Here is a 19,630-nt window from a genome sequence, read left to right as displayed (position 1 = left end):
AAGGCCTTGCAGAAATTACCTTCCTTCTGCAGACCGATATTTGGAGCGGGAAACGAGACTCGAACTCGCGACCCCGACCTTGGCAAGGTCGTGCTCTACCAACTGAGCTATTCCCGCTTGGTGATGGCGCTATTCTAGCGATCTGCCAAACGCCGTCAAGCCCTTGATTCAAAAAAGTTTTATTTCGGCTCTGAACCTTCACGCAGATGCGGCCAGGCGGCGACCAGGTAATTGATCATGGAGATCAACGTCAGCGCTGCAGCTACCAGCAGCAGACCATAGCCCAGCACAACCCAGAAGCCAAAGACCGGCGGGTTGGCCAGCAAGATCACCAGGGACAGCATCTGCGCCGCAGTCTTCCACTTGCCCAGATTGGACACGGCAACATGTGCCCTCGCCCCCAACTCGGCCATCCACTCACGCAGCGCCGAAACAACGATCTCGCGGCCAATGATCACCGCCGCAGGCAAGGTCAGCCAGAAGTTCGCGTGTACCTGTACCAGCAGCACCAGAGCAACCGCGACCATCAGCTTGTCTGCGACCGGGTCGAGGAAGGCACCGAGCGCAGTGCTCTGCTGCAGACGACGGGCCAGATAGCCGTCCAGCCAGTCGGTGGCAGCGGCGATGGCAAACACCGTACTGGCAGCCATGTAGCTCCAGTGATAGGGCACATAGAACAGCAGAATGAAGATCGGGATGAGCAGGACGCGTAGAACGGTGAGCAGATTTGGAATATTCATCGGTACGACTGGCTGCGAGTTGAACTGGGCATTCTACTCGCTATGCAGGCTGGCATAAATCGACTCGGCAAGCTTTTTACTGATTCCGGGTGCTTTGGCTATCTCGTCGATACTGGCGCGATTGAGCTCCTGCAGTCCGCCGAAATGTTTCAGCAGCTCGCGGCGGCGCTTCGGGCCAACCCCGGCGACGTCTTCCAGGCTGGAGGTGCGTCGGGCCTTGCCGCGCCGGGCACGGTGGCCGGTGATAGCAAAACGGTGCGCTTCGTCGCGGATCTGCTGGATCAAGTGCAGCGCGGCAGAGTCGCCCTTGAGGGTGAACTCGTGGGCTACGTCGTTGAGGTAGAGGGTCTCGAAGCCGGCCTTGCGGGTCACGCCCTTGGCTACGCCGAGCAAGGTCAGGTCGCTGATGCCCAGTTCCTGCATGACGTCGCGGGCCATGTTCAACTGACCTTTACCGCCGTCGACCAGCAACACATCGGGCAATTTGCCCTCGCCGGCCTGGATCCGGCCATAGCGGCGCATCAGTGCCTGGTGCATGGCGGCATAGTCGTCACCGCCGGTAATGCCTTCGATGTTAAAACGGCGATAGTCGGACTTGATCGGGCCTTCCGGGCCGAACACCACGCAACTGGCTACAGTGGCCTCACCGCTGGAATGGCTGATGTCGTAGCACTCAAGGCGCTGCGGTACTTCATCAAGGCCCAGCACGCTGGCCAGGGCTTCAAAGCGTGCGGCCATGTGTTGCCGGTTGGCCAGCCGGGCGTTCAACGCCTGCTCGGCATTGGTCACGGCCAGTTGTTGCCAACGGGCACGGGTGCCACGCACGCGATGGGTAATAGCTAACTCGCGCCCGCGCAAGGTCTGCACGGCTTCGCTGATAGCGGCGAAGTCTTCGTGGACGACGTTGACGATCAACTCGCCGGGCATCTCGCGTTCGGCATTGCCCAAGTAATACTGGGCGAGGAAGGCCGCCATGACCTCGCTGACCTCCTCTTCTATGCCCACCTGCGGGAAAAAGTTCTTGCTGCCGAGCACCCGCCCGCCGCGCACGCTGATCAGGTGCACACAGGCGCCGCCCGGGTTGATGAAGGCCGCCACCACGTCGACCTCACCGGAGCCACCCTCCATGTACTGCTGGTCCTGCACCCGGCGCAACAAGGCGATCTGATCGCGCAGCTGGGCTGCCTTCTCGAAATTCAAGGTCATCGCCGCCTGTTCCATCTCGGCATTGAGCTCATTGCCCAACTGCTGGCTGCGGCCTTCGAGGAACATCACCGAGTGACGCACGTCCTCGGCATATTCCTCTGGGCTGACCAAGTCCACGCAGGGGCCTTTGCAGCGCTTGATCTGATATTGCAGGCACGGCCGGGTCCGGTTCGCGTAATAGCTGTCTTCGCACTGGCGGACCATGAAGCCCTTCTGCAACAGGCTCAGGCTTTCGCGGATGGCACCAGCACTTGGGTACGGGCCGAAATAACGACCCTTGGCCTTCTTCGCCCCGCGATGAATACCCAGGCGTGGGAACTGGCCGTCAGACAGGAATACATATGGGTAAGACTTATCGTCGCGCAACAGGATGTTGTACGGCGGCCGCCACTCCTTGATCAGGTTCTGCTCGAGCAGCAGTGCCTCGGTCTCATTGGCGGTGATGGTGGTTTCGACCTGGGCGATGCGCCCCACCAGGGCGGCAGTCTTGGGCGCCAGCCCGGTCTTGCGGAAATAGCTGGCCAGACGCTTCTTGAGGTTCTTGGCCTTGCCCACATAGAGCAGCCGCGCCTCGGCGTCGAACATACGGTACACACCCGGCCGACCACTGCAGGTCGCCAGGAATGCGCTGGCATCAAAAATTGGGGACATGGAAACTCAGAGGCTTGCGTCGACCATACCGTGGCGTACGGCCAGTAACGTCAATTCGACATCGCTGGTGACCGAAAGTTTTTCGAAGATTCGATAGCGGTAAGTATTGACGGTCTTGGGGGACAGACACAACTTATCGGAGATGATCTGCACTTTCTGGCAGCCGACGATCATCAAAGCGATCTGGATTTCTCGCTCGGACAGCGAGTCGAACGGCGAGCCCTGCGGCTGGAATGACTTCAGCGCCAGCTGCTGGGCGATCTGCGGGCTGATATAGCGCTGGCCGGCAAATGCCAGGCGAATGGCCTGGACCATTTCATCCAGCGCCGCGCCCTTGGTCAAATAGCCAGCGGCGCCGGCCTGCAGCAGACGCGTCGGGAACGGGTCTTCCTCACACACGGTGACTGCCACCACCTTGGTGTCCGGATGGCTACGCAGCAGCTTGCGGGTCGCTTCGAGGCCGCCGATGCCAGGCATCTTGACGTCCATGAGGACAACATCGGGTTTCAGCTCACGGGCCAGCTTGAGGGCTGTCTCACCGGAATCCGCCTCACCCACCACCTGCAAGCCGTCGATATCGGCAAGCATGCGGGTGATGCCGGTACGCACCAGATCGTGATCATCGACCACTAGGACCCTAATCAAGCAGACACCTCGTCAGTGGGGCGATTGGATCCCGCCACCATAACAAAAAATTACAAGGTCGACCTAGCCCTTCGCATCACGATTCCAGGCCTTTTGCTCGATCTGAACTGACTATCTGGTCAGGCTTTAGCTGGCGTCACCCAGCAAGCGCTCGGCGAGGTACCACAGCGCAGCCTGATCACTGGCGGACAGGCTGCGAAACGTACCCAGCAAGCGGGTCTCGTCTTCACTTACATTGGTTATGGGCGGTGGCGTGCGGACACCACCGAGCACGTATCTGGCGTCAACGCCGCAAGCGACCACCGCGGCAAGGTAGTCAACACGCGGTGTGCGCTCGCCACTCTCGTATTTGCCCTGAGCATTGGGCTCGACGCCCCCGATCTCACCAAATCTGCGCTGGGTAAGTGCCAGACGTTCACGCTCTTCGCGCAGCCTAGGTCCGATTCCTTTCATGAGATGCCTCCTGTGCAGTAAAGGGCGATCGAGCACTTCCAGCACCCGAGGTGTAACCAAGTGCAACTATGCCTAGCACAGCCGCTCGACGCAAGTTGGCACCCGACGCAGCCAGCAAGATGAAAATAATACATCAACGACAGTTTACCGACGCCATTTTGTTGCCAATCAAGCAGCATCGGATTTTTGACGCCGAACTTACATCAAACTTTAAGTCGTTGTTTTAAAACGGTTTTTAAACTTTAACAAGCGACGATTAAAGTATTTTCACAAAGCCGCAGATCAACGCTTGCGGTTCTAACAGCAACCCCTTTAGGATGAAAAAAGACCAAAAAAAACAGCCTGTATTGCCACTTCCTCGCGGCTTGTTTCTGCGCGTCTGCCTAATTGAAAACTTCTTGAACTGAGCATCTCGGCCGGCCTTGCCGTGTCCTGGGAGAGGGATCTATGAACATCAGCATCTTTGGCCTTGGCTATGTGGGCGCAGTCTGCGCGGGCTGCTTGTCGGCGCGCGGTCATCATGTGTTGGGAGTGGACGTCTCCCAGGCGAAAATCGATCTGATCAACCAGGGCAAGTCGCCAATCGTTGAGCCAGGCCTCGAGCAACTGCTGCAAGACGGCGTCAACCAGGACCGCCTGCGCGGTACTACCGACGTGCAGGCCGCGGTACTCGCCACCGACCTGTCGCTTCTGTGCGTCGGTACGCCGAGCAAGAAGAACGGCGACCTCGACCTGGTCTATATGGAAGCCGTGTGCCGTGAAATCGGCACAGTCCTGCGCGACAAGCAAAGCCGCCACACAGTCGTGGTGCGCAGCACCGTGCTGCCGGGCACCGTCAAGAATGTGGTCATTCCGATCCTTGAGCAGTACTCGGGCAAGAAGGCCGGCACCGATTTCGGCGTTGCCGTCAACCCTGAGTTCCTGCGTGAAAGCACCGCGATCAAGGACTACGACTTCCCGGCCATGACCGTGATCGGCGAGCTCGACACCCAGTCGGGCGACTTGCTGGCTTCGTTGTACCAGGGTCTGGATGCGCCGGTGATCCGCAAGTCGGTGGAAGTCGCCGAGCTGATCAAGTACACCTGCAACGTCTGGCACGCGACCAAGGTCAGCTTCGCCAACGAAATCGGCAACATCGCCAAAGCCTCCGGCGTCGATGGCCGCGAAGTGATGGACGTGGTCTGCCAGGACTACAAGCTCAACCTGTCGCGCTATTACCTGCGCCCAGGCTTTGCGTTCGGCGGCTCGTGCCTGCCCAAGGACGTGCGCGCCCTCACCTACCGCGCCGGCCAGCTGGATGTCGAGCACCCCCTGCTCGCCTCGCTGATGGCCAGCAACCGCAATCAGGTCGATATCGCCTTTGACCTGGTCGAGCGCACCGGCAAACGCAAAGTCGCCCTGCTCGGCCTGGCGTTCAAGGCCGGCAGCGATGACCTGCGCGAAAGCCCGCTGGTAACCCTGGCCGAGAAATTGATCGGCAAGGGCTACGACCTGCGCATCTTCGACGCCAACGTCGAGTACGCACGGGTGTTCGGTGCCAACCGCGACTACATCGAGTCGGTCATCCCGCATGTGTCTTCGTTACTGCAGAACGACCTTGAGCAAGTGATCGCCGAAGCCGATGTGATCGTCCTGGGCAACAACGACGAGCGCTTTGCCAGTGCCCTGCAGAACAACGAGGGCAAACAGGTCATCGACCTGGTCGGGTTCATGGACGGCGTCAGCGACGAGCAACGCCAAGGCATCTGCTGGTAATCGATGCAGGTCGCACCCCGGCAGTTCGCCTTGGGTGCGGCCGCAGACAGGAGCACACGCTACATGGAACGAACGCAACAGCGACCTTTCGAGGCCCCAGGTTACCTGCGCGCGGCCGCCAGCTTCTGCGCCTGGGCGTGCCTGGCCGGGCTGATCGCGCTGGCGTCGGAGATGATCGCCCCGGCTTATCTGGACCCGAGCCATCATCTGTTCATCTTTGTTATCGGCACGCTCGGGATGTGGCGCTATGGCAATGCCATCGTGCACTACCTGCGCGGCATGTATTTTCTGCATTGGCGGTTCCCACGCATGCGCCGCGAAGTCGAGCGCCTGGGTGATGCGGCACTGCCTTCGCACATGTTCATGGTGGTGACCAGCTTCCGTATCCCGACCTCGACCACCTTCAAGGTCTACCAGTCGGTGTTTCAGGAAGTGCAGCGGCTGAATGTGCCGTGCACGGTGATTGCTTCGATCGTGGAAAAGGGCGACGAGAATTTCATCAAGGACATCATGCGCAATGAAGTGCGCGACCGCGACGACATCAAGCTGGTGATCGTCCGCGCCCGCGGCACCGGCAAACGTGATGGCCTGGCCCACGCCTTCCGCGCACTGTCGCGGCAGATGCCGATGGAGGATGCGGTGGTCGGCGTGGTCGATGGCGACACCATGATGCTGCCCGGCTGTGTCGAGCGCGCCGTGAAGATGTTTGCCGTGCTGCCCGACGTCGGCGGCCTGACTACCAACGAGTTCTGCGAAGTCGAGGGTAGCCGCCTGATGCGCCAGTGGCACTCGATGCGCTTTGTCCAGCGGCACATCAACATGTGCTCGATGGCCCTGTCGCACCGGGTACTGACCCTGACCGGGCGGCTGTCGTTCTTCCGCGCCAGCGTGATGATCGACCCGGAGTTCATTCGCGACGTCGAAGCAGACTTTCTTCAGCACTGGCGCCTGGGCCGTTTCCAGTTCCTGACCGGCGACGACAAATCCAGCTGGCTGAGCCTGATGCGCGCCGGCTGGGACACCTTCTATGTACCCGACAGCCACACCCTGACCGTCGAGCACCCGCCCAGCGACAGCTTCTGGATCGCCACCCGGCAATTGATGTTCCGCTGGTACGGCAACTCGCTGCGGCAGAACTTCCGCGCCACCGCCCTGCTCGGCCGCGCGCGTCTGGGGTTGTTCACCCTGTACGTGCTGTGGGACCAACGGGTGTCGATGTGGACCTGCCTGATGGGCCTGACCGCCTCGGTGGTGGCTGGCTTGGTGTTCGGCATCCAGTACCTGCTGGTGTACCTGTTCTGGGTATTGATCTCACGCACTCTGGTGACCGTGCTGTTCGTGTTCGCCAAGCACCCGGTCAGCCCGATGTATCCGTTTGTCCTTTATTACAACCAGATCGTTGGCTCGGTAATGAAGGTCTACGCGATGTTCCATATGGACCAGCAAAGCTGGACCCGGCAGAAAACCACCCTGGCTACCGGCAGTGTCGATTTTGACACCTCGCTAAACCGCTGGTCCTCGAAGGCGATGTTGTTCTCCTCCATCGCCATCTTCTTCGGGGTCATCACCGTACTTCTTGAACTCACGCAACGTTAAAGGAAAGGCGCCTGCACATGAGCATGACCAACAGTCCCGCGGCCCCGGGCAAGACATCGGCCAACATCGTTCATGAAGCGGTTGACGAGCGCCAGTACGTACGCACCCGCATCAACGCCCGCGTGCGCCTTGCCAGCGGTGGTCAGACCGTCATCGAAACCACCCTGCAGGACATCTCGCTGGGCGGTATCGGCCTGCTGCATGAAGGCCCGCTGACCATCGGCGCGCTGTATGACGCATCGATCCAGCTGCGCCTGAACCAGGTCGACCTGTCGATCGATGGCAAGGTCAAGATCGTCTCCCAGCGTGGCAACGAAGTCGGCGCGCAATTCGTCGACCTCGACGCGCAGAAGCGCGACATCCTGCGCTACATCATCACCGCCTACATGTCCGGCGAGATCGCCGACATCAATGGCCTGTTCAACGTGATGCAGCGGGAAAACTACATCAAGGAACGCAAACACAAGTACGCTTCGCCGCGTTCTGCCGGTGCTCGCCTCAAGGCCATGACCGGCACCTTGCTGTACAGCGCTGCTGGTCTGGCTGCCCTGGCATTCGTTGGCTACAAGAGCTACATGCTGTTCTTCCGCATCCCGGCCCTGCAGGCCCAGGTTGCGACCAACGCGCAGATCATCAGCATGCCCGACAACGGCTATGTGAAGTTCCTGCTGCCGGCCGGCACCACCGAAGTCAAAGCGGGTCAGCCACTGGCCAGCATCTCTACTCAGTTGGCCACCAGCTTCACCAGCCCGGCTGACATGAAGGCGGTTGCCGACCTCTCGCCAGGCGACCTGCAAACCCTGCTCGGCCGCGCCACCATCGAGACCGTGATCAACAGCCCATGCGACTGCCAGGTGTACTTCCCAAGCCAGCCACTGGATGGCTATGGCTATAAAGAAGCGCCGCTGATGCATCTGCTGCCGAAAGACCAAGGCCTGTTCGTACGCGCCAACGTGCCGTTCGACAAGCTGGCCGACGTCAGCCGCATTCGCTCGGTGGACATGCAGGTGTTTGGCCTGGATGAACACTTCAGCGGCAAGGTGGTCGATGCACGGGTTGACGAGGTTAACCGCAACCTGTCCCTGACCATTGCCCCAGACAGCCCGTTGCCGGCCACGGCCTACCAGAAGGCAGTGTCGGTAGACCTGTTCCTGGGCCTGCCATTTACCGGCCAGAACTGAGTTCATCGAGAGAGCTGACGTCATGACCCTGAAGACGCCTTCGCGCCTGCTGCTGGCCAGCATCGCCCTCGCCTGTGCCAGCGCCGCCAGCGCTGGACAGAGCCTGGAGCAGATCCGCTACGCCTTGTACAAGGACCCGAGCGCCGACGTCACTGCCGACCTGCGCGAGCTGGCCGGCCGCGGTGACCTGGCCAGTGCCCTGCTGCTGGGCGACGTACTGGCCGGGCGGCCGGATGGCAAACCGCAAGAATCGGTGGCGCTGTATCACCAGGCCTTTGCCGATGGCCGCGGGTTGATCCCGGCGCTGGCTTCGCTGGCACGCTTGATCGAGCGCCAGCCAAGCCTGCGCCAGCCACAACAGCCGTGGATGAAACAGGCACTGGAGCGCTACCCGAGCCGGCTCGACCCGCGCAACGCCAGCACTACGCTTGAGGTGTTTCTGGTCTACCCGGAGCTGGTCGACGTGCCGCAGGCCACCGAGCTGCTCGGCCTGTACGAACAGTCGTGCCTGCTCAACTGCCGGCCGCAGCTGTACAAGGCGGTGCTGGCTGAACGCAAGGGCGATCGCGCCGGCGCCGAGCGCTGGTACCGCGAGGCTGCGCGTTTCGATGTGCGTGCGGTCAACCGTTACTACGCGTTTCTCGGCGAACAACAGGATCCGGCCTTCCGCGCCTTCGCCACCGAGCTTGAGCCGCAGCGCAGCCAGCTGCCGGTAGAAGTCGTGCACGCGATTGCCTCGCTGCTGGACAACATCACCAGCGTGCAACGCGCCGAGCAGGACGCCGACCGCTACGAGCGCGAAGAGGCCAACCCGGCCGCTGCCAAGCTACCGCCAACGCCTGAGCAACTGGCCCGCGACAAGGCTCAGGCCGAGGCGCTGGCGGCGTCGATTGCGCAGGTTCAGCGCTGGCGCGATGACGCCGTCGAGCGCGGGTTTGTGCCGGCGATGGTGTCCAAGGCCAACTACATGATCTCCAACCCGACCGAGCACAACGCCGATGAAACCCAGGCGATGATCGATCTGGTGCAAAAGCGAGACCCGGTCCGCGGCAAAGCCCTGCAGGCGTCGTTCTATATGGTCAACAACTGGCTGACGCTGGACCCGGACAAGGCCCTGGCCCTGATCGAAGAGCTGCGCGCCAGCGGTTACCCAAGCGCCGGCCTGTTGCTGGCCGAGTACTACAGCAAGGGCGTGGCTGATCAGCCCGATCAGGAAAAGGCCATGGCGTTGTTCCAGGCCGAGGCCAACAAGGGTTCATCGGCTGCCTGGTACCGCATGGCCAGCCTGCACACCTTTGGCCGTGCCCTGTGCCATGACCGGGTCAAGGCCTACACCTACGCGCGGATTGCCCTGGACATGGGTGAGCGCAGCGCGCGCAGCCTGGTCCGACGCCTGGAAAGAACCTTGCCCAAGGATGATATCGAGCGTGCCCTGGCCGCACGCAACGACCTGTTGAAGGAGGCCACCCTGTGAAAGCGCATTCCCCCCTGTTCGGCGCCCTGCTTGCCCTGGCCCCAATGTCGGCAGCGTTCGCTGCTGAAGAAGTCACCGGCCCCGAGGCTGACAGCAACGAACCCGTGCGGGTTGCCGCTGCTGATGGCAGCGAGCCGGTGATCACCTCCGAGTTCTTCAACAAGCTCACCGTGCAAACCGGCTACGGCCCGGAAGACTCCCAGGTCGGCAGCGACCGCGAGATGTTCTACAGCTTGCGCTACGAGCCGTCGTTCGCCTGGTATTCGCCGGAGAAGCGCTGGGCCAAATGGATGGTCTATGGGCGCCTGTGGTTGAACTATGACTCCAGCCAGTCGAGCAACCTGACCAACGAAGGCACTACCACCAACGCCCGCGAACAGCCTGAAGGCTGGTACGCCGAGATGCGCGAGTTGTACGTCAAACGTAACTTGATCGGTGATGATCCACGTTTTTCGGCATCGTTCGGTCGCCAGCGATTCTTTGATACCTACGGCATCTGGTGGGACGACAGCCTTGAGTCGCTGCGCTTCAACTACAAAGACACCTTCTCCGACGCCTTCGTCGCGGTCGGGCAGAAGTTCCACAACTACAACACCGACGTCAACTCGCTGCCGGACAGCGAATCGCGCACCACCTATGTGATGAGCGAGTACGCCTACCGCTGGACCCAGAACAACCGCGCCGGCGTGCGCCTTATGTACGAAAACGACCACAGCGGACATGACGCAGACGATCGCTACGACTTCACTGGCGTGCGCTACGGCCTGTTCTTCAATGGCGACAACCTGCCCTCGCCGCTGGTCAGCGACTACCATCTGGAACTCGCCGCGCTCAACGGCAAGATGGACAACACCGACGGCAACGGCGTCACCAGCACCGGCAACACCAGCAAAGGCTGGGCCGCGCTGGGTGAAGTGGGCAAGCGCTTCGACGACCTGCCGTGGACGCCACGGGTGGCACTGCGCGGCGGCCTGACCGACAAGCCGAGCGATGAAAACGACGGCTTCCGCTTGAACTCGATTCAGTCGGACCGGATCACCCGCACAGGATCCTACAGCACCCGCCTGACCAGCTCGTTCGTCGCCCTCGACCTGCGCAACCTGAGCTACTACGGCATCGCCCTGGAAACCCGGCCGACGCCACGCACCGCGCTCGATATGCGGGTCACTCAGCTGAACCTGCGTGATGCCGATGGCACCTTGCCGATCCGCATGAACGGTGACCAGCGCTCCCAGCGTAACCGCGAGATCACTCAGGGCACGCAGGGCAGTGGCCGGAACGTCGGGCAAATGCTCGACGTCAACTACTACTGGAAGATGTTCCCGGTCGCCCTCGATGGCAAGCACCTCGATATCAACGCCCTGGTCAGCGCCAGCTACCTCAATGCCGGTAGCGCGCTGGAAACCGGCGATGACTATCAGCTGAGCCTCGGCGTAGTTGTCAGCTACTAAGGACGGACCTTGCCATGATCTTCGCCTCCAATGTGTTCCTGTTCCTGTATCTGCCGCTGTTCCTGGCCGTGTACTTCCTGGCCAGGCCGCAGTGGCGCTCGACCGTGATCGTTGCCGCCAGCTACATCTTCTATGCCTGGTGGCGGCCGGACTTCCTGCTGCTGTTCGTCGCGATCACCTACTGGAACTACTGGTTCGGCCTGCGCATCAAGGATCGCCTGGATGCCGGCGACAAACGCTGGGCGCTGCGCCTGCTGTGGATCGGCGTGATCGGCAACCTGTCGACCCTGGGTTACTTCAAATATGCCAACTTCGGCGCTGAAGTGCTGGCGGTGCTGCTGGCGCCACTGGGTATCAACACCTGGACGCTGGAGAACATCTTCCTGCCGCTGGGCATCTCGTTCTATGTGTTCCACGCACTGAGCTACATCGTCGACATCTACCGCAAGGACGCCACGCCAACCAACCGCTTCATCGACTTTGCCGCCTTTGTGGCGCTGTTCCCGCACCTGGTGGCCGGGCCGATCTTGCGTTACAGCCAATTGGCGCCGCAGTTGCGCGAGCGTACCCACTCTTGGGAACTGTTCTCGCTCGGTGTATGTCGGTTCATGCTCGGCTTCATCATGAAAGTGTTGATTGCCGACCGCCTTGCGCCGATCAACATGCTCTTCGTCGGTGAAGGCACGCTGCAGTTCAGCGATGCCTGGTTTGGCTTAGTGGTGTCGACCCTGCAGCTGTACTTCGACTTCGCCGGTTACAGCCACATGGCGCTGGGCCTGGCGTTGATGATGGGCTTCCGCTTCCCGGAGAACTTCAACCAGCCGTACGTAGCGCAGAGCGTGACCGAGTTCTGGGCGCGCTGGCACATGACCCTGGCGCATTTTTTGCGCGACTACGTGTACATGCCTTTGGTGCGCAAACGCGTCACCGGCGCCCTGCCCGCGTTGGTCTGGACCATGCTGCTGTCGGGCCTGTGGCACGGCGCGAGTTTCGCCTTCATCTTCTGGGGGCTGTTCTTCGGCTTCGCCATGGTCATCGAGCGCAAGTTCCACCTGGCGACCAAGATCAACACGCCGTACAAGCTCGGCCGCAACCTGCGCACCGCGCTGCTGATCGTGCTGAGCATGCCGCTGTTCTTCACCATGGACCTGCGCCACAGCCTGGACATCTACCAGGCGCTGTTTGGTTTCAACGGCTTCGGCTCGCTGGAGCTGTACGTGCTGGGTGCCTCGAAGATGGCCATGGCGTTTGTCTTGGTGGCGGTGGTGTGGCTGCTGCTGGCCGGGATCAACAACGTGCGTTTCTACGCCGGCAACAAGGACGGCTACTTCATGCGCCATGTAGGCGCACTGCATAGCGTGCTGCTGTGGGGCGGCTTCGTGCTGGCACTGAGCAGCCTGGCGGCGAATTCGTTCTCGCCTTTCCTGTATTTCCAGTTCTAGGAGACTGCCATGTACCCCGTGATGAATTCGGCCAGCAAGGCCAATGGCATTCTCTTCGTGCTGGTGCTGGCGGCGATGTTCGTCTATTCGCTGCCGCCGGTGTTCAGCTTTGCCCGCACCCAGACCGACACCTGGAACCTGTTTGTCGATGGCAAGCTGCTGCGCAAGTTCGAGCAGGTCTACGACAAGCGCTTCTTCCTGCGTGAGCCTTCGGTGGAGCTGTGGGCCGATGCCCAGTTCAAGCTGTTTGGTGAAGGCACCAAAGGCGTGGTCCTGGGCAAGCAGGGCTGGCTCTACACCAACCAGGAATACCGCGTCCCGAACGACCTGCAGGCCAACCTCAACACCCAGCTGGAGCAGATCGCCAAGATCAAGACGCAGCTGGCCGAGCACGGCAAGCAGCTGGTGATCCTGCCGCTGCCGATGAAGCTGGATGTGTATGCCGAGCATGCACAGCACCGCTTCGATCCACGCGTAGTCAGCCTGTACGACGATTTTGTCGGCGAACTGCAAGCGCGTCAGCTCGACGTGGTGCCGCTGCGCGGGGCGTTCCTCAGCAAACTGAACGGCCCGGAGTTGTTCCTCAAGTCCGATACCCACTGGAGCCCGGACGGTGCCCGCCTGGCCGCCTTCGAGCTGGCCCGGCAACGCCCGCAACTGGTCGGCGATCAGGCTTACGTATCGCACAAGGCCGGCGAGAAAAGCGTCAAGGGCGACCTGATGAACTACATCCAGTTCGACCACAACCGCCTCGCGCCGCAGTTCGGCCCGAACCAGATCGACCTGTACGAGACGCTCAAGGCCGAGCAGAGCAGCGACGATTTGTTTGCCGAGCAGGAGCAGAGCCTGCTGCTGGTTGGCACCAGCTACAGCAAGATCGATGACTGGAACTTTGTCGGCTTCCTCAAGGAAGCGCTCAACCGTGACCTGATCTCGATTGCCGTCGAGGCCCGTGGTCCGTTCGAGTCGATGAGCCAGTTTCTCGCCAGCGATCAGTTGAGCAACCCACAGATCGACACCGTAGTCTGGGAATTCCCCCTGCGCACTTTGCTGGCCCATCGCCCGGGCTCGCTCAGCCGTAGCGCCCAGCCGCAGCATTTTTGAAGAATCAAAGGAGTAACTGATGAAACTCACCCACCTGTTTACCGCAATCGCCCTCGCCTTCGGCAGCCACCTGGCGGTCGCCGCCGAAGGCAACGCCGACCTGTACGATGCCGTCGCCCCGGCCGATTCGGCGTTTGTCCGCGTGCTCAACCTGTCGCAGAGCAACATCGACGTCAGCCTCAGCGGCAAGGTCAATCCGCAGAAAGTCGCCGCCGGCCAGCTCAGCGGGTACCGCTTCATCCCCGCCGGCACGCACAAGATCGCCGTCGGCGGCAAGGCCATCGAACCCCAGCTCAAGGCCAATGCCGCCAGCACCGTGGTCTACGACGGCAAGCAGCTCAAGTTGATCGCTGACAAATACGTCAACGAGCCGAAAAAAGCCCAGATCGCCTTCTACAACCTCAGCGACAAGCAAGCTGCGCTGAAGACCGTCGACGGCAAGCACGTGATCGTCGACCCGCTGAGCAACGGCCAGACCGGCAGCCGCATGGTCAACGAAATCAAGATTGGTTTCGCCGCCTACGAGGCCGAGCAGAAGGTCGCCAGCTTCGATGAGCTGTTCCTGAAGAAGGGCCGTTCGTACAGCTACGTGCTGCTGCCCGACAATCGCAGCATGAGCATGGCCAACAGCATCGACCCGACCGAGTAATTTCGCTGCAAGGATGAAATGGCAATGAAGATCCTCAAACCCCTGGGCCTCGGCGCCGCCCTCGCCCTGCTCAGCCAGACCGGCCACGCCGCCACGCCTGCGCAAGGCGCCAAGCCCGGCTGCGAAAACCTGCAGTGCATGGTCTGCCCGGCCTTGAGCGATCCTCAGCAGTATGCCGAGGGGCGCATGAAGCTGATGCGCGAGATCGTCCCTGGTCAGGAGCGCTGGCTGTTCCGCTCGGCGGTCGATCTGACCAACGAGTTCGGCATTCCGGCGCCGATGCGCCCTGAATTTGCCCGCCTGATGAAAACCTTCAATCAGCAGGGCATTCAGGTCGCCATGGCGATCCAGCCGACCCGTGGCCTGATGCACCGCGACCGGTTGATTGGCGAGCATCCTTACGGCTTTGACTACGCCCGCGCCAGCGCCAACCTGGCGGCTTACCTTGGCCAGCTCAAGCAAGGTGGCGCGGTGGTCGCGCCGATGATGCAGCTGGTCCAGCAGCCGCCCAAGGGCGAGTACTTCTTCCGCCGCGACCACCACTGGACACCGGTCGGCGCCGAGGCGACCGCGCGCTTGATGGCAGACGAGATCCGCCGTCAGCCGTTCTACGCCGGCCTGACCAAGAAGCAGTACCGCACCGAGCCTGGCGTGATGGTGCCCAAAGACGGCACCCTCAACCTGGCCATGAGTGCGATCTGCGGCAACAACTACGGTTTCCAGTATGTACGCGGCTACCAGACCATCCCGGTCGAGGCCAGCGCCGAAGCGCTGTTCGACGAGGCGCCGGACCCGGAAGTGATTCTGGTCGGTGACAGTAACGCGGCAGCGCGGGAAGACGAGAGCAAGCAGTTCAACTTCGACGGCTACCTCAAGCAGTACCTCAGCGTCGACGTGCTCAACTACGCCCTGCCCGGCGTTGGCGAGGACGGCTCGCTGCTGGAGTACCTGCTCTCCGATGACTACAAGGCCGACGCGCCGCCGAAGCTGATCGTCTGGGAACTGCCGGCCAACTACCGGCTCGACTCGCCGTTGATGTATCGCCAACTGATCCCGGCGGTCAAAGGCGGTTGCGAAGCGTCCCGCGAAGTGCTTGGCAACAAGCTGCAGCGCTCGCCGCTGAAGGTCGGCGAACGAATCGAGCTGTTGTCCAACGCCGGCAGTGACCGCCAGGCGCTGAGCGGGTCGAACGGCTTTCTGGATATCCGCCTGAGCGACAAGAACGTCAAGGACTTCTACGTCATCGTCTATTACGACAACGGTGCTCGCGACAAGGTCTGGTTCCGCCGTGAAGCTGCAGTCACCGGTGGCCAGTACTACCTTGAGCTGAGCAAAGATCCGGCCTACGCCGGCGCCAACCTGCTGTCGGTGTTCCTTGAGCCGACCAAGGCTAGCGCTGCGCCTACCGATGTGGAAACCCGTCTATGCCTGTAAACCTGCAACGCGCGACGGCCAGCACTGGCCGCGCGCACGCGCGTCAACTGAGCCTGCTGGCTCTGGCCCTGGCCCTGCTCGCGCCTCAGGTGCAGGCGGCTCAGTCGATCTGGCCTGCGCGCAATACTCCGCAGGCAGCGATGATCGCCGACTACCGTACCCTTGAGTGCAGCAAGGCGCCGCCGCCGCCCTACACCGGCAGCCTGCGCCTGCAAAGCAAATACGACCAGAGCGACGCGAGCAAGTCGACCTTGCGCAGCAGCCCGGATGCCGACAGCGAACGGATCGGCAAGCAGGTCAAGGAGTTCATCGGCGGCCTGATCTATGCCAGCAAACGCTTCCAGCGGGCGAAGAAACCGCAGGAGGCCAACATGGCCCTGGCCTGCCAGGACCAGTGGCTGGAACAGTGGGCCAGCGCCGGCGCGCTGCTCACCGAGGACGCCAGCAGCACCGGCATGGCGGCACGCAAATGGGCGCTGGCATCAATGGCCGGCGCGGTATTGCTGACCCAGTCGGCCAGCGATGGCAAGTTGCAGCTGACGCCGGTGCAGAAAGACTGGTTCACTCGCCTGGGCGAGCGCGTCATCGCTGAGTACGACCCACGCCGCAGCGCCCGCGGGGTGTACTTCAACAATCACGACTACTGGGCAGCCTGGGCAGTCGCGGCCACCGGCATGCTGGTCGGTCGTGACGATTTCATCCAGTGGGCCGACGGCAACCTGCGCCGCGGACTGGCCCAGGCGGTACGCAACAGCGACGGTAGCTACGCCTATCTGCCGCTGGAAGTCGCACGGGCCAAATTGGCGGCCAGCTACAGCCAGTACGCGCTGGTGCCACTGGTGCTGCTGGCCGAATCGGCCCGCGTCAACGGCCTGCCGTGGACGGCCGAAGACCAGCATACGCTTGATCTGCTGGCCAACTTCGCCGCTCGCAGCGTGCTCGATCCGGACGACCTGCCAGAACTCAAGGGCAAGTCGCAGGCGGACGTAGCGCCGTACAAGCTGGCCTGGCTGATCCCGTACCTGCAACGCAACCCGGGCAATAGCCTGGCGCGCAAGCTGTACGACAGCGAAGACGGCGAGGTAGACAACTACAGTCAGCTCGGCGGCCCGATCCAGCCTGCTTATTCCCATTTGCGTTGAACAAGGACGTGCCCATGGCCCCCTTCGCCCGTTTTTCCCTGACCTGCCTCGCCGCCCTGCTGCTGGCCGGTACTGCCCAGGCTGGCACGCAGACCTTGCCCATCAAGCAGACGGTCGACGTGCTGCCAGCCGAGCAATATCAGCAACACTTGCAGCAGCTGCGCCAGCAGGTCCGCCTGGCGGTAACCTTTGCCCAGGCCGAACGCGCACGCCCGGCGGGCCGCGCCAGTGTCAGCCTGCAACCGATGTTCTCGGCCCAGGCCGGCAGCTGGCCGTTCGAGCCGTTCGTCAATAATGGGCTGTTCCGGGCCATTGCTGGCTATCAGGCGCATCACCCGCAAGTGGTGACCCTGCGCGGCGGCAGCATCACCCTTGCTCAGTTGCACGATGCCTTGAACGACTCTCGCATTCTCAAGCGCTACAAGGACGGTTACCTGCTCAGCTATCCGCTGATGATCGGCGCCGATGCCGGTCTGGTCCTCGAAGGCACCAGCCTGTATCTGTCGAGCTACTCCGGTACCGCGCTGATCAACCAGGGCTGGCTGGGGCTGAACAAGTCCAACCTGGAGAGCATGGCCGGTGACAAGGCGGGCAATACCGACCGCGCCTGGCGTCCGTTCGTGATCGCCTGGGCCGGCAGCCACACCCAGGTGGTTGGCTCGACCTTGAAGCGTCTGGGCTATAACGCCAACCTGTCGCGTGGCCTGACCACGGCGATCAGCACCCAGCAGCCGGCCAGCAGCCGCCCGGCGACGGTGGTGATCCGCGACAGCCAGTTCAGTGAGATGTCCAGTGCGGTCGAGCTGCAGCGCAGCCAGGCAACCATCGAGGGCAGCCGCTTCGAGCAGTCCCAGCAATATGCAATCGATGTCCGTGACAGCCAGGTCAGCGTGCGTGACAACCAGCTGCGCGGCATCGACAACAACAGCGGCGTACGTCTGCGTGGACAAACCCGCGCGCTGGTGGAAAACAACCTGATCCTCGGCGCGGGCAAGGCTGCCATCGAAGTCAGCGAGCAACAAGGCGCGGTGTTGCTGGCCGGCAACCGCATCGGCGACAGCCGTGGCAATGGCATCCAGCTGCGCAGCCTGGCGCCAACCCCGGCAGCGCCACTGGTGATCGACAACAACTTGCTCGGCAGCAGTGTCGGCAGCGCCATCGACGCCAGCGAAGTCGGCGCACTGGCGCTGCTTGGCAACCACATCACCAATACCCCCGAGTACGCGGTGAGCCTGCGCAACGCCACGCCCATGGCCGGCCCGCTGCTGCTCAGCGGCAACCGTCTGGGCCAGGTCGGCAAGGCCATCCTGCGGGTAGAAGGCATGCGCCAGGTCGAGTTGGGTGGTAACAGCTTCGACGGTAAGCCACTGCTGCAGAACCTGTTGATCGGCGACCTGTTGCCGCTGCAGGGCACCCTGCTCGAGTCGACCGTGCGCCAGGGCAATACCGTGCGCGTCAGCCAGCGTTGAGGATCAGGCGACTGCGCGCTGCATGCGCACGAAGCAGTCGTCTTCGCCCATCTCGAGGAAACCCTGGCGCAGGTACAACTGCCGCGCCGGGTTGATCTTGAACACCATCAGCCGCAGCAAGCCCAGCTTGCGCTGCGCGGCCATCGCAGCCAGCGTTTGCAGGGCCCAGGTGCCAACGCCGCGGTTGCGCTGCTCGGGCACCAGGTGCAGTTCGCGGATGAACAGCGCCTGGCGATCCTGACTCAAGCTGCAAAAGCCCAGCACAGTCTCGCCTTCCATGACAAGCCACTGTTCGCGCCAGCCCCAGGCCTGGTCGAAGGCTTCTTCGATCCAGCGCAGGCCGAATGCCTGATAGTACGGCAGCATGGCCTGGCGGGTGAGATCCCGCGCAAAGCTGCGGTAGCTGTCGCTGGCGCGGATCAATTCAAAGGCCATCGAACACCGCCGCGGCACGGGCCTGTCCATCGCCTGCAAGCTGTTCAAGGATCCATTTGCCGGCCATCATCGCTCGCTCCTGTAGCACTCAGTGCGCTCAGCTCGGAATTGTCAAACCGCGCTGTACCGCTGGCCGAGCGAGGAAGTTGCCCAGCACCCGCTGCACGTCCTTGAACTGCTCGAACTGCACCAGTTCGCGTGCGTTGTAGCGGTCGACCAGGTTGCGCACCCAGGGAAAGATGGCAATGTCGGCGATACTGTAGTCGTCGACCATCCAGTCCCGGCCGTGCAGATGCCGATCAAGCACCCCGAGCAGCCGCCGCGATTCATTGACGTAGCGATCACGTGGGCGCTTGTCTTCGAAATCCTTGCCGGCGAAGAAATGGAAAAAGCCTACCTGGCCGAACATCGGCCCGATGCCGCCCATCTGGAACATCAGCCACTGCAGGGTCTGGTAGCGCTGGGCCGGGCTGACGCTGAGCAATTGCCCGCTCTTCTCGGCCAGGTACTGCAGAATCGTGCCTGACTCGAACAGCGCCAGCGGCTGGCCGTCCGGCCCGTTGGGGTCGAGGATGGCCGGGATCTTGTTGTTGGCACTGAGCGAGATGAATTCGGGGCTCAGTTGCTCTTCATGTTCGAAGCTGACCTTGTGCGCTTCATAGGCCAGGCCAATCTCTTCGAGCATGATCGACACCTTGACCCCATTTGGCGTTGGCAGCGAATACAGCTGCAGGCGCTCGGGATGCGCGGCTGGCCATTTGCGGGTGATAGGGAATGCGCTCAGATCGGTCATGGTCGCTAGC

General features: G+C 62.0%; 17 protein-coding genes and 1 tRNA gene. 11 read left to right on the top strand and 7 right to left on the bottom strand.

Annotation, left to right across the window (positions count from 1 at the left end):
• Positions 1-41: 41 nt before the first annotated feature.
• The 5 genes from AC58X1_RS00285 to AC58X1_RS00265 all read right to left on the bottom strand — a co-directional run bounded on the left by AC58X1_RS00285 (position 42) and on the right by AC58X1_RS00265 (position 3,695).
• Positions 42-117 (bottom strand) — tRNA-Gly (locus AC58X1_RS00285).
• 62 nt (positions 118-179) lie between these two features.
• Entirely contained in the window at positions 180-740 is a 561-nt protein-coding gene (gene pgsA / locus AC58X1_RS00280; RefSeq protein ID WP_101318441.1) for a CDP-diacylglycerol--glycerol-3-phosphate 3-phosphatidyltransferase, read from the bottom strand.
• A gap of 33 nt (positions 741-773) precedes the next feature.
• A complete protein-coding gene (uvrC, locus tag AC58X1_RS00275; protein WP_101318439.1) occupies positions 774-2,597 on the bottom strand; it encodes an excinuclease ABC subunit UvrC in 1,824 nt (607 codons plus the stop codon).
• 6 nt (positions 2,598-2,603) lie between these two features.
• Complete coding sequence (gene gacA, locus AC58X1_RS00270; RefSeq protein WP_101318436.1) at positions 2,604-3,242, bottom strand: response regulator transcription factor GacA; 639 nt, start codon at positions 3,240-3,242, stop codon at positions 2,604-2,606.
• A 126-nt stretch (positions 3,243-3,368) separates the two neighbouring features.
• The gene (locus AC58X1_RS00265) at positions 3,369-3,695 is read right to left on the bottom strand and encodes a helix-turn-helix domain-containing protein (RefSeq protein ID WP_497428063.1); all 327 of its coding nucleotides are present in this window, start codon (positions 3,693-3,695) and stop codon (positions 3,369-3,371) included.
• A gap of 447 nt (positions 3,696-4,142) precedes the next feature.
• Between AC58X1_RS00265 and AC58X1_RS00260 the strand changes: the two genes are divergently transcribed.
• The 11 genes from AC58X1_RS00260 to AC58X1_RS00210 all read left to right on the top strand — a co-directional run bounded on the left by AC58X1_RS00260 (position 4,143) and on the right by AC58X1_RS00210 (position 18,392).
• Complete coding sequence (locus tag AC58X1_RS00260; protein WP_497428062.1) at positions 4,143-5,450, top strand: nucleotide sugar dehydrogenase; 1,308 nt, start codon at positions 4,143-4,145, stop codon at positions 5,448-5,450.
• Positions 5,451-5,513: 63 nt separating this feature from the next.
• Positions 5,514-7,046 (top strand): glycosyltransferase, encoded by a 1,533-nt coding sequence (locus AC58X1_RS00255; RefSeq protein WP_178080758.1) that lies wholly within the window; start codon positions 5,514-5,516, stop codon positions 7,044-7,046.
• A gap of 17 nt (positions 7,047-7,063) precedes the next feature.
• Complete coding sequence (locus tag AC58X1_RS00250; RefSeq protein ID WP_497428061.1) at positions 7,064-8,227, top strand: PilZ domain-containing protein; 1,164 nt, start codon at positions 7,064-7,066, stop codon at positions 8,225-8,227.
• Positions 8,228-8,249: 22 nt separating this feature from the next.
• The gene (locus AC58X1_RS00245) at positions 8,250-9,701 is read left to right on the top strand and encodes an SEL1-like repeat protein (protein WP_150572849.1); all 1,452 of its coding nucleotides are present in this window, start codon (positions 8,250-8,252) and stop codon (positions 9,699-9,701) included.
• Positions 9,698-11,152 carry an alginate export family protein gene (locus tag AC58X1_RS00240; protein ID WP_150571295.1) on the top strand — a complete coding sequence of 485 codons (1,455 nt, stop codon included), beginning with the start codon at positions 9,698-9,700 and terminating at the stop codon, positions 11,150-11,152. The genes AC58X1_RS00245 and AC58X1_RS00240 overlap by 4 nt, the downstream gene beginning before the upstream one ends.
• Positions 11,153-11,166: 14 nt before the next feature.
• Positions 11,167-12,594: an MBOAT family O-acyltransferase gene (locus tag AC58X1_RS00235; protein ID WP_101318422.1), complete on the top strand. Its 1,428-nt coding sequence runs from the start codon at positions 11,167-11,169 to the stop codon at positions 12,592-12,594.
• A gap of 9 nt (positions 12,595-12,603) precedes the next feature.
• Positions 12,604-13,698: an alginate O-acetyltransferase gene (locus tag AC58X1_RS00230; protein WP_103436842.1), complete on the top strand. Its 1,095-nt coding sequence runs from the start codon at positions 12,604-12,606 to the stop codon at positions 13,696-13,698.
• 19 nt (positions 13,699-13,717) lie between these two features.
• Complete coding sequence (locus AC58X1_RS00225; protein ID WP_101318418.1) at positions 13,718-14,347, top strand: alginate O-acetyltransferase AlgF; 630 nt, start codon at positions 13,718-13,720, stop codon at positions 14,345-14,347.
• Between the two features lie 24 nt (positions 14,348-14,371).
• Positions 14,372-15,781 (top strand): alginate O-acetyltransferase AlgX-related protein, encoded by a 1,410-nt coding sequence (locus tag AC58X1_RS00220; RefSeq protein WP_101318416.1) that lies wholly within the window; start codon positions 14,372-14,374, stop codon positions 15,779-15,781.
• Complete coding sequence (locus AC58X1_RS00215) at positions 15,772-16,923, top strand: polysaccharide lyase (RefSeq protein ID WP_150571297.1); 1,152 nt, start codon at positions 15,772-15,774, stop codon at positions 16,921-16,923. The genes AC58X1_RS00220 and AC58X1_RS00215 overlap by 10 nt, the downstream gene beginning before the upstream one ends.
• Positions 16,924-16,937: 14 nt before the next feature.
• Positions 16,938-18,392 (top strand): right-handed parallel beta-helix repeat-containing protein, encoded by a 1,455-nt coding sequence (locus tag AC58X1_RS00210; RefSeq protein WP_220633377.1) that lies wholly within the window; start codon positions 16,938-16,940, stop codon positions 18,390-18,392.
• A 3-nt stretch (positions 18,393-18,395) separates the two neighbouring features.
• On the opposite strand, the gene AC58X1_RS00205 is transcribed toward AC58X1_RS00210, so the two are convergent.
• Positions 18,396-18,827 carry a GNAT family N-acetyltransferase gene (locus tag AC58X1_RS00205; protein WP_101318410.1) on the bottom strand — a complete coding sequence of 144 codons (432 nt, stop codon included), beginning with the start codon at positions 18,825-18,827 and terminating at the stop codon, positions 18,396-18,398.
• Between the two features lie 97 nt (positions 18,828-18,924).
• Positions 18,925-19,620, bottom strand: coding sequence for a glutathione S-transferase N-terminal domain-containing protein (locus tag AC58X1_RS00200; protein WP_497428060.1), 696 nt, complete (start codon positions 19,618-19,620; stop codon positions 18,925-18,927).
• Positions 19,621-19,630: the final 10 nt, after the last annotated feature.

The sequence above is a fragment of the Pseudomonas sp. PGPR N4 genome, assembly GCF_059693665.1.
Note: the sequence above shows the minus strand (reverse complement) of the source record. Positions and strands in the feature narration are given on the sequence as shown.

Bases quoted from the DNA above. Each gene is read 5' to 3' on its own strand.
- pgsA (WP_101318441.1), bottom strand. From the start codon at position 740: ATGAATATTCCAAATCTGCTCACCGTTCTACGCGTCCTGCTCATCCCG.
- uvrC (WP_101318439.1), bottom strand. From the start codon at position 2,597: ATGTCCCCAATTTTTGATGCCAGCGCATTCCTGGCGACCTGCAGTGGT.
- AC58X1_RS00205 (WP_101318410.1), bottom strand. From the start codon at position 18,827: ATGGCCTTTGAATTGATCCGCGCCAGCGACAGCTACCGCAGCTTTGCG.
- AC58X1_RS00260 (WP_497428062.1), top strand. From the start codon at position 4,143: ATGAACATCAGCATCTTTGGCCTTGGCTATGTGGGCGCAGTCTGCGCG.
- AC58X1_RS00255 (WP_178080758.1), top strand. From the start codon at position 5,514: ATGGAACGAACGCAACAGCGACCTTTCGAGGCCCCAGGTTACCTGCGC.
- AC58X1_RS00200 (WP_497428060.1), bottom strand. From the start codon at position 19,620: ATGACCGATCTGAGCGCATTCCCTATCACCCGCAAATGGCCAGCCGCG.
- AC58X1_RS00245 (WP_150572849.1), top strand. From the start codon at position 8,250: ATGACCCTGAAGACGCCTTCGCGCCTGCTGCTGGCCAGCATCGCCCTC.
- AC58X1_RS00250 (WP_497428061.1), top strand. From the start codon at position 7,064: ATGAGCATGACCAACAGTCCCGCGGCCCCGGGCAAGACATCGGCCAAC.
- AC58X1_RS00215 (WP_150571297.1), top strand. From the start codon at position 15,772: ATGCCTGTAAACCTGCAACGCGCGACGGCCAGCACTGGCCGCGCGCAC.
- AC58X1_RS00225 (WP_101318418.1), top strand. From the start codon at position 13,718: ATGAAACTCACCCACCTGTTTACCGCAATCGCCCTCGCCTTCGGCAGC.
- AC58X1_RS00235 (WP_101318422.1), top strand. From the start codon at position 11,167: ATGATCTTCGCCTCCAATGTGTTCCTGTTCCTGTATCTGCCGCTGTTC.
- AC58X1_RS00265 (WP_497428063.1), bottom strand. From the start codon at position 3,695: ATGAAAGGAATCGGACCTAGGCTGCGCGAAGAGCGTGAACGTCTGGCA.
- AC58X1_RS00220 (WP_101318416.1), top strand. From the start codon at position 14,372: ATGAAGATCCTCAAACCCCTGGGCCTCGGCGCCGCCCTCGCCCTGCTC.
- AC58X1_RS00210 (WP_220633377.1), top strand. From the start codon at position 16,938: ATGGCCCCCTTCGCCCGTTTTTCCCTGACCTGCCTCGCCGCCCTGCTG.
- AC58X1_RS00230 (WP_103436842.1), top strand. From the start codon at position 12,604: ATGTACCCCGTGATGAATTCGGCCAGCAAGGCCAATGGCATTCTCTTC.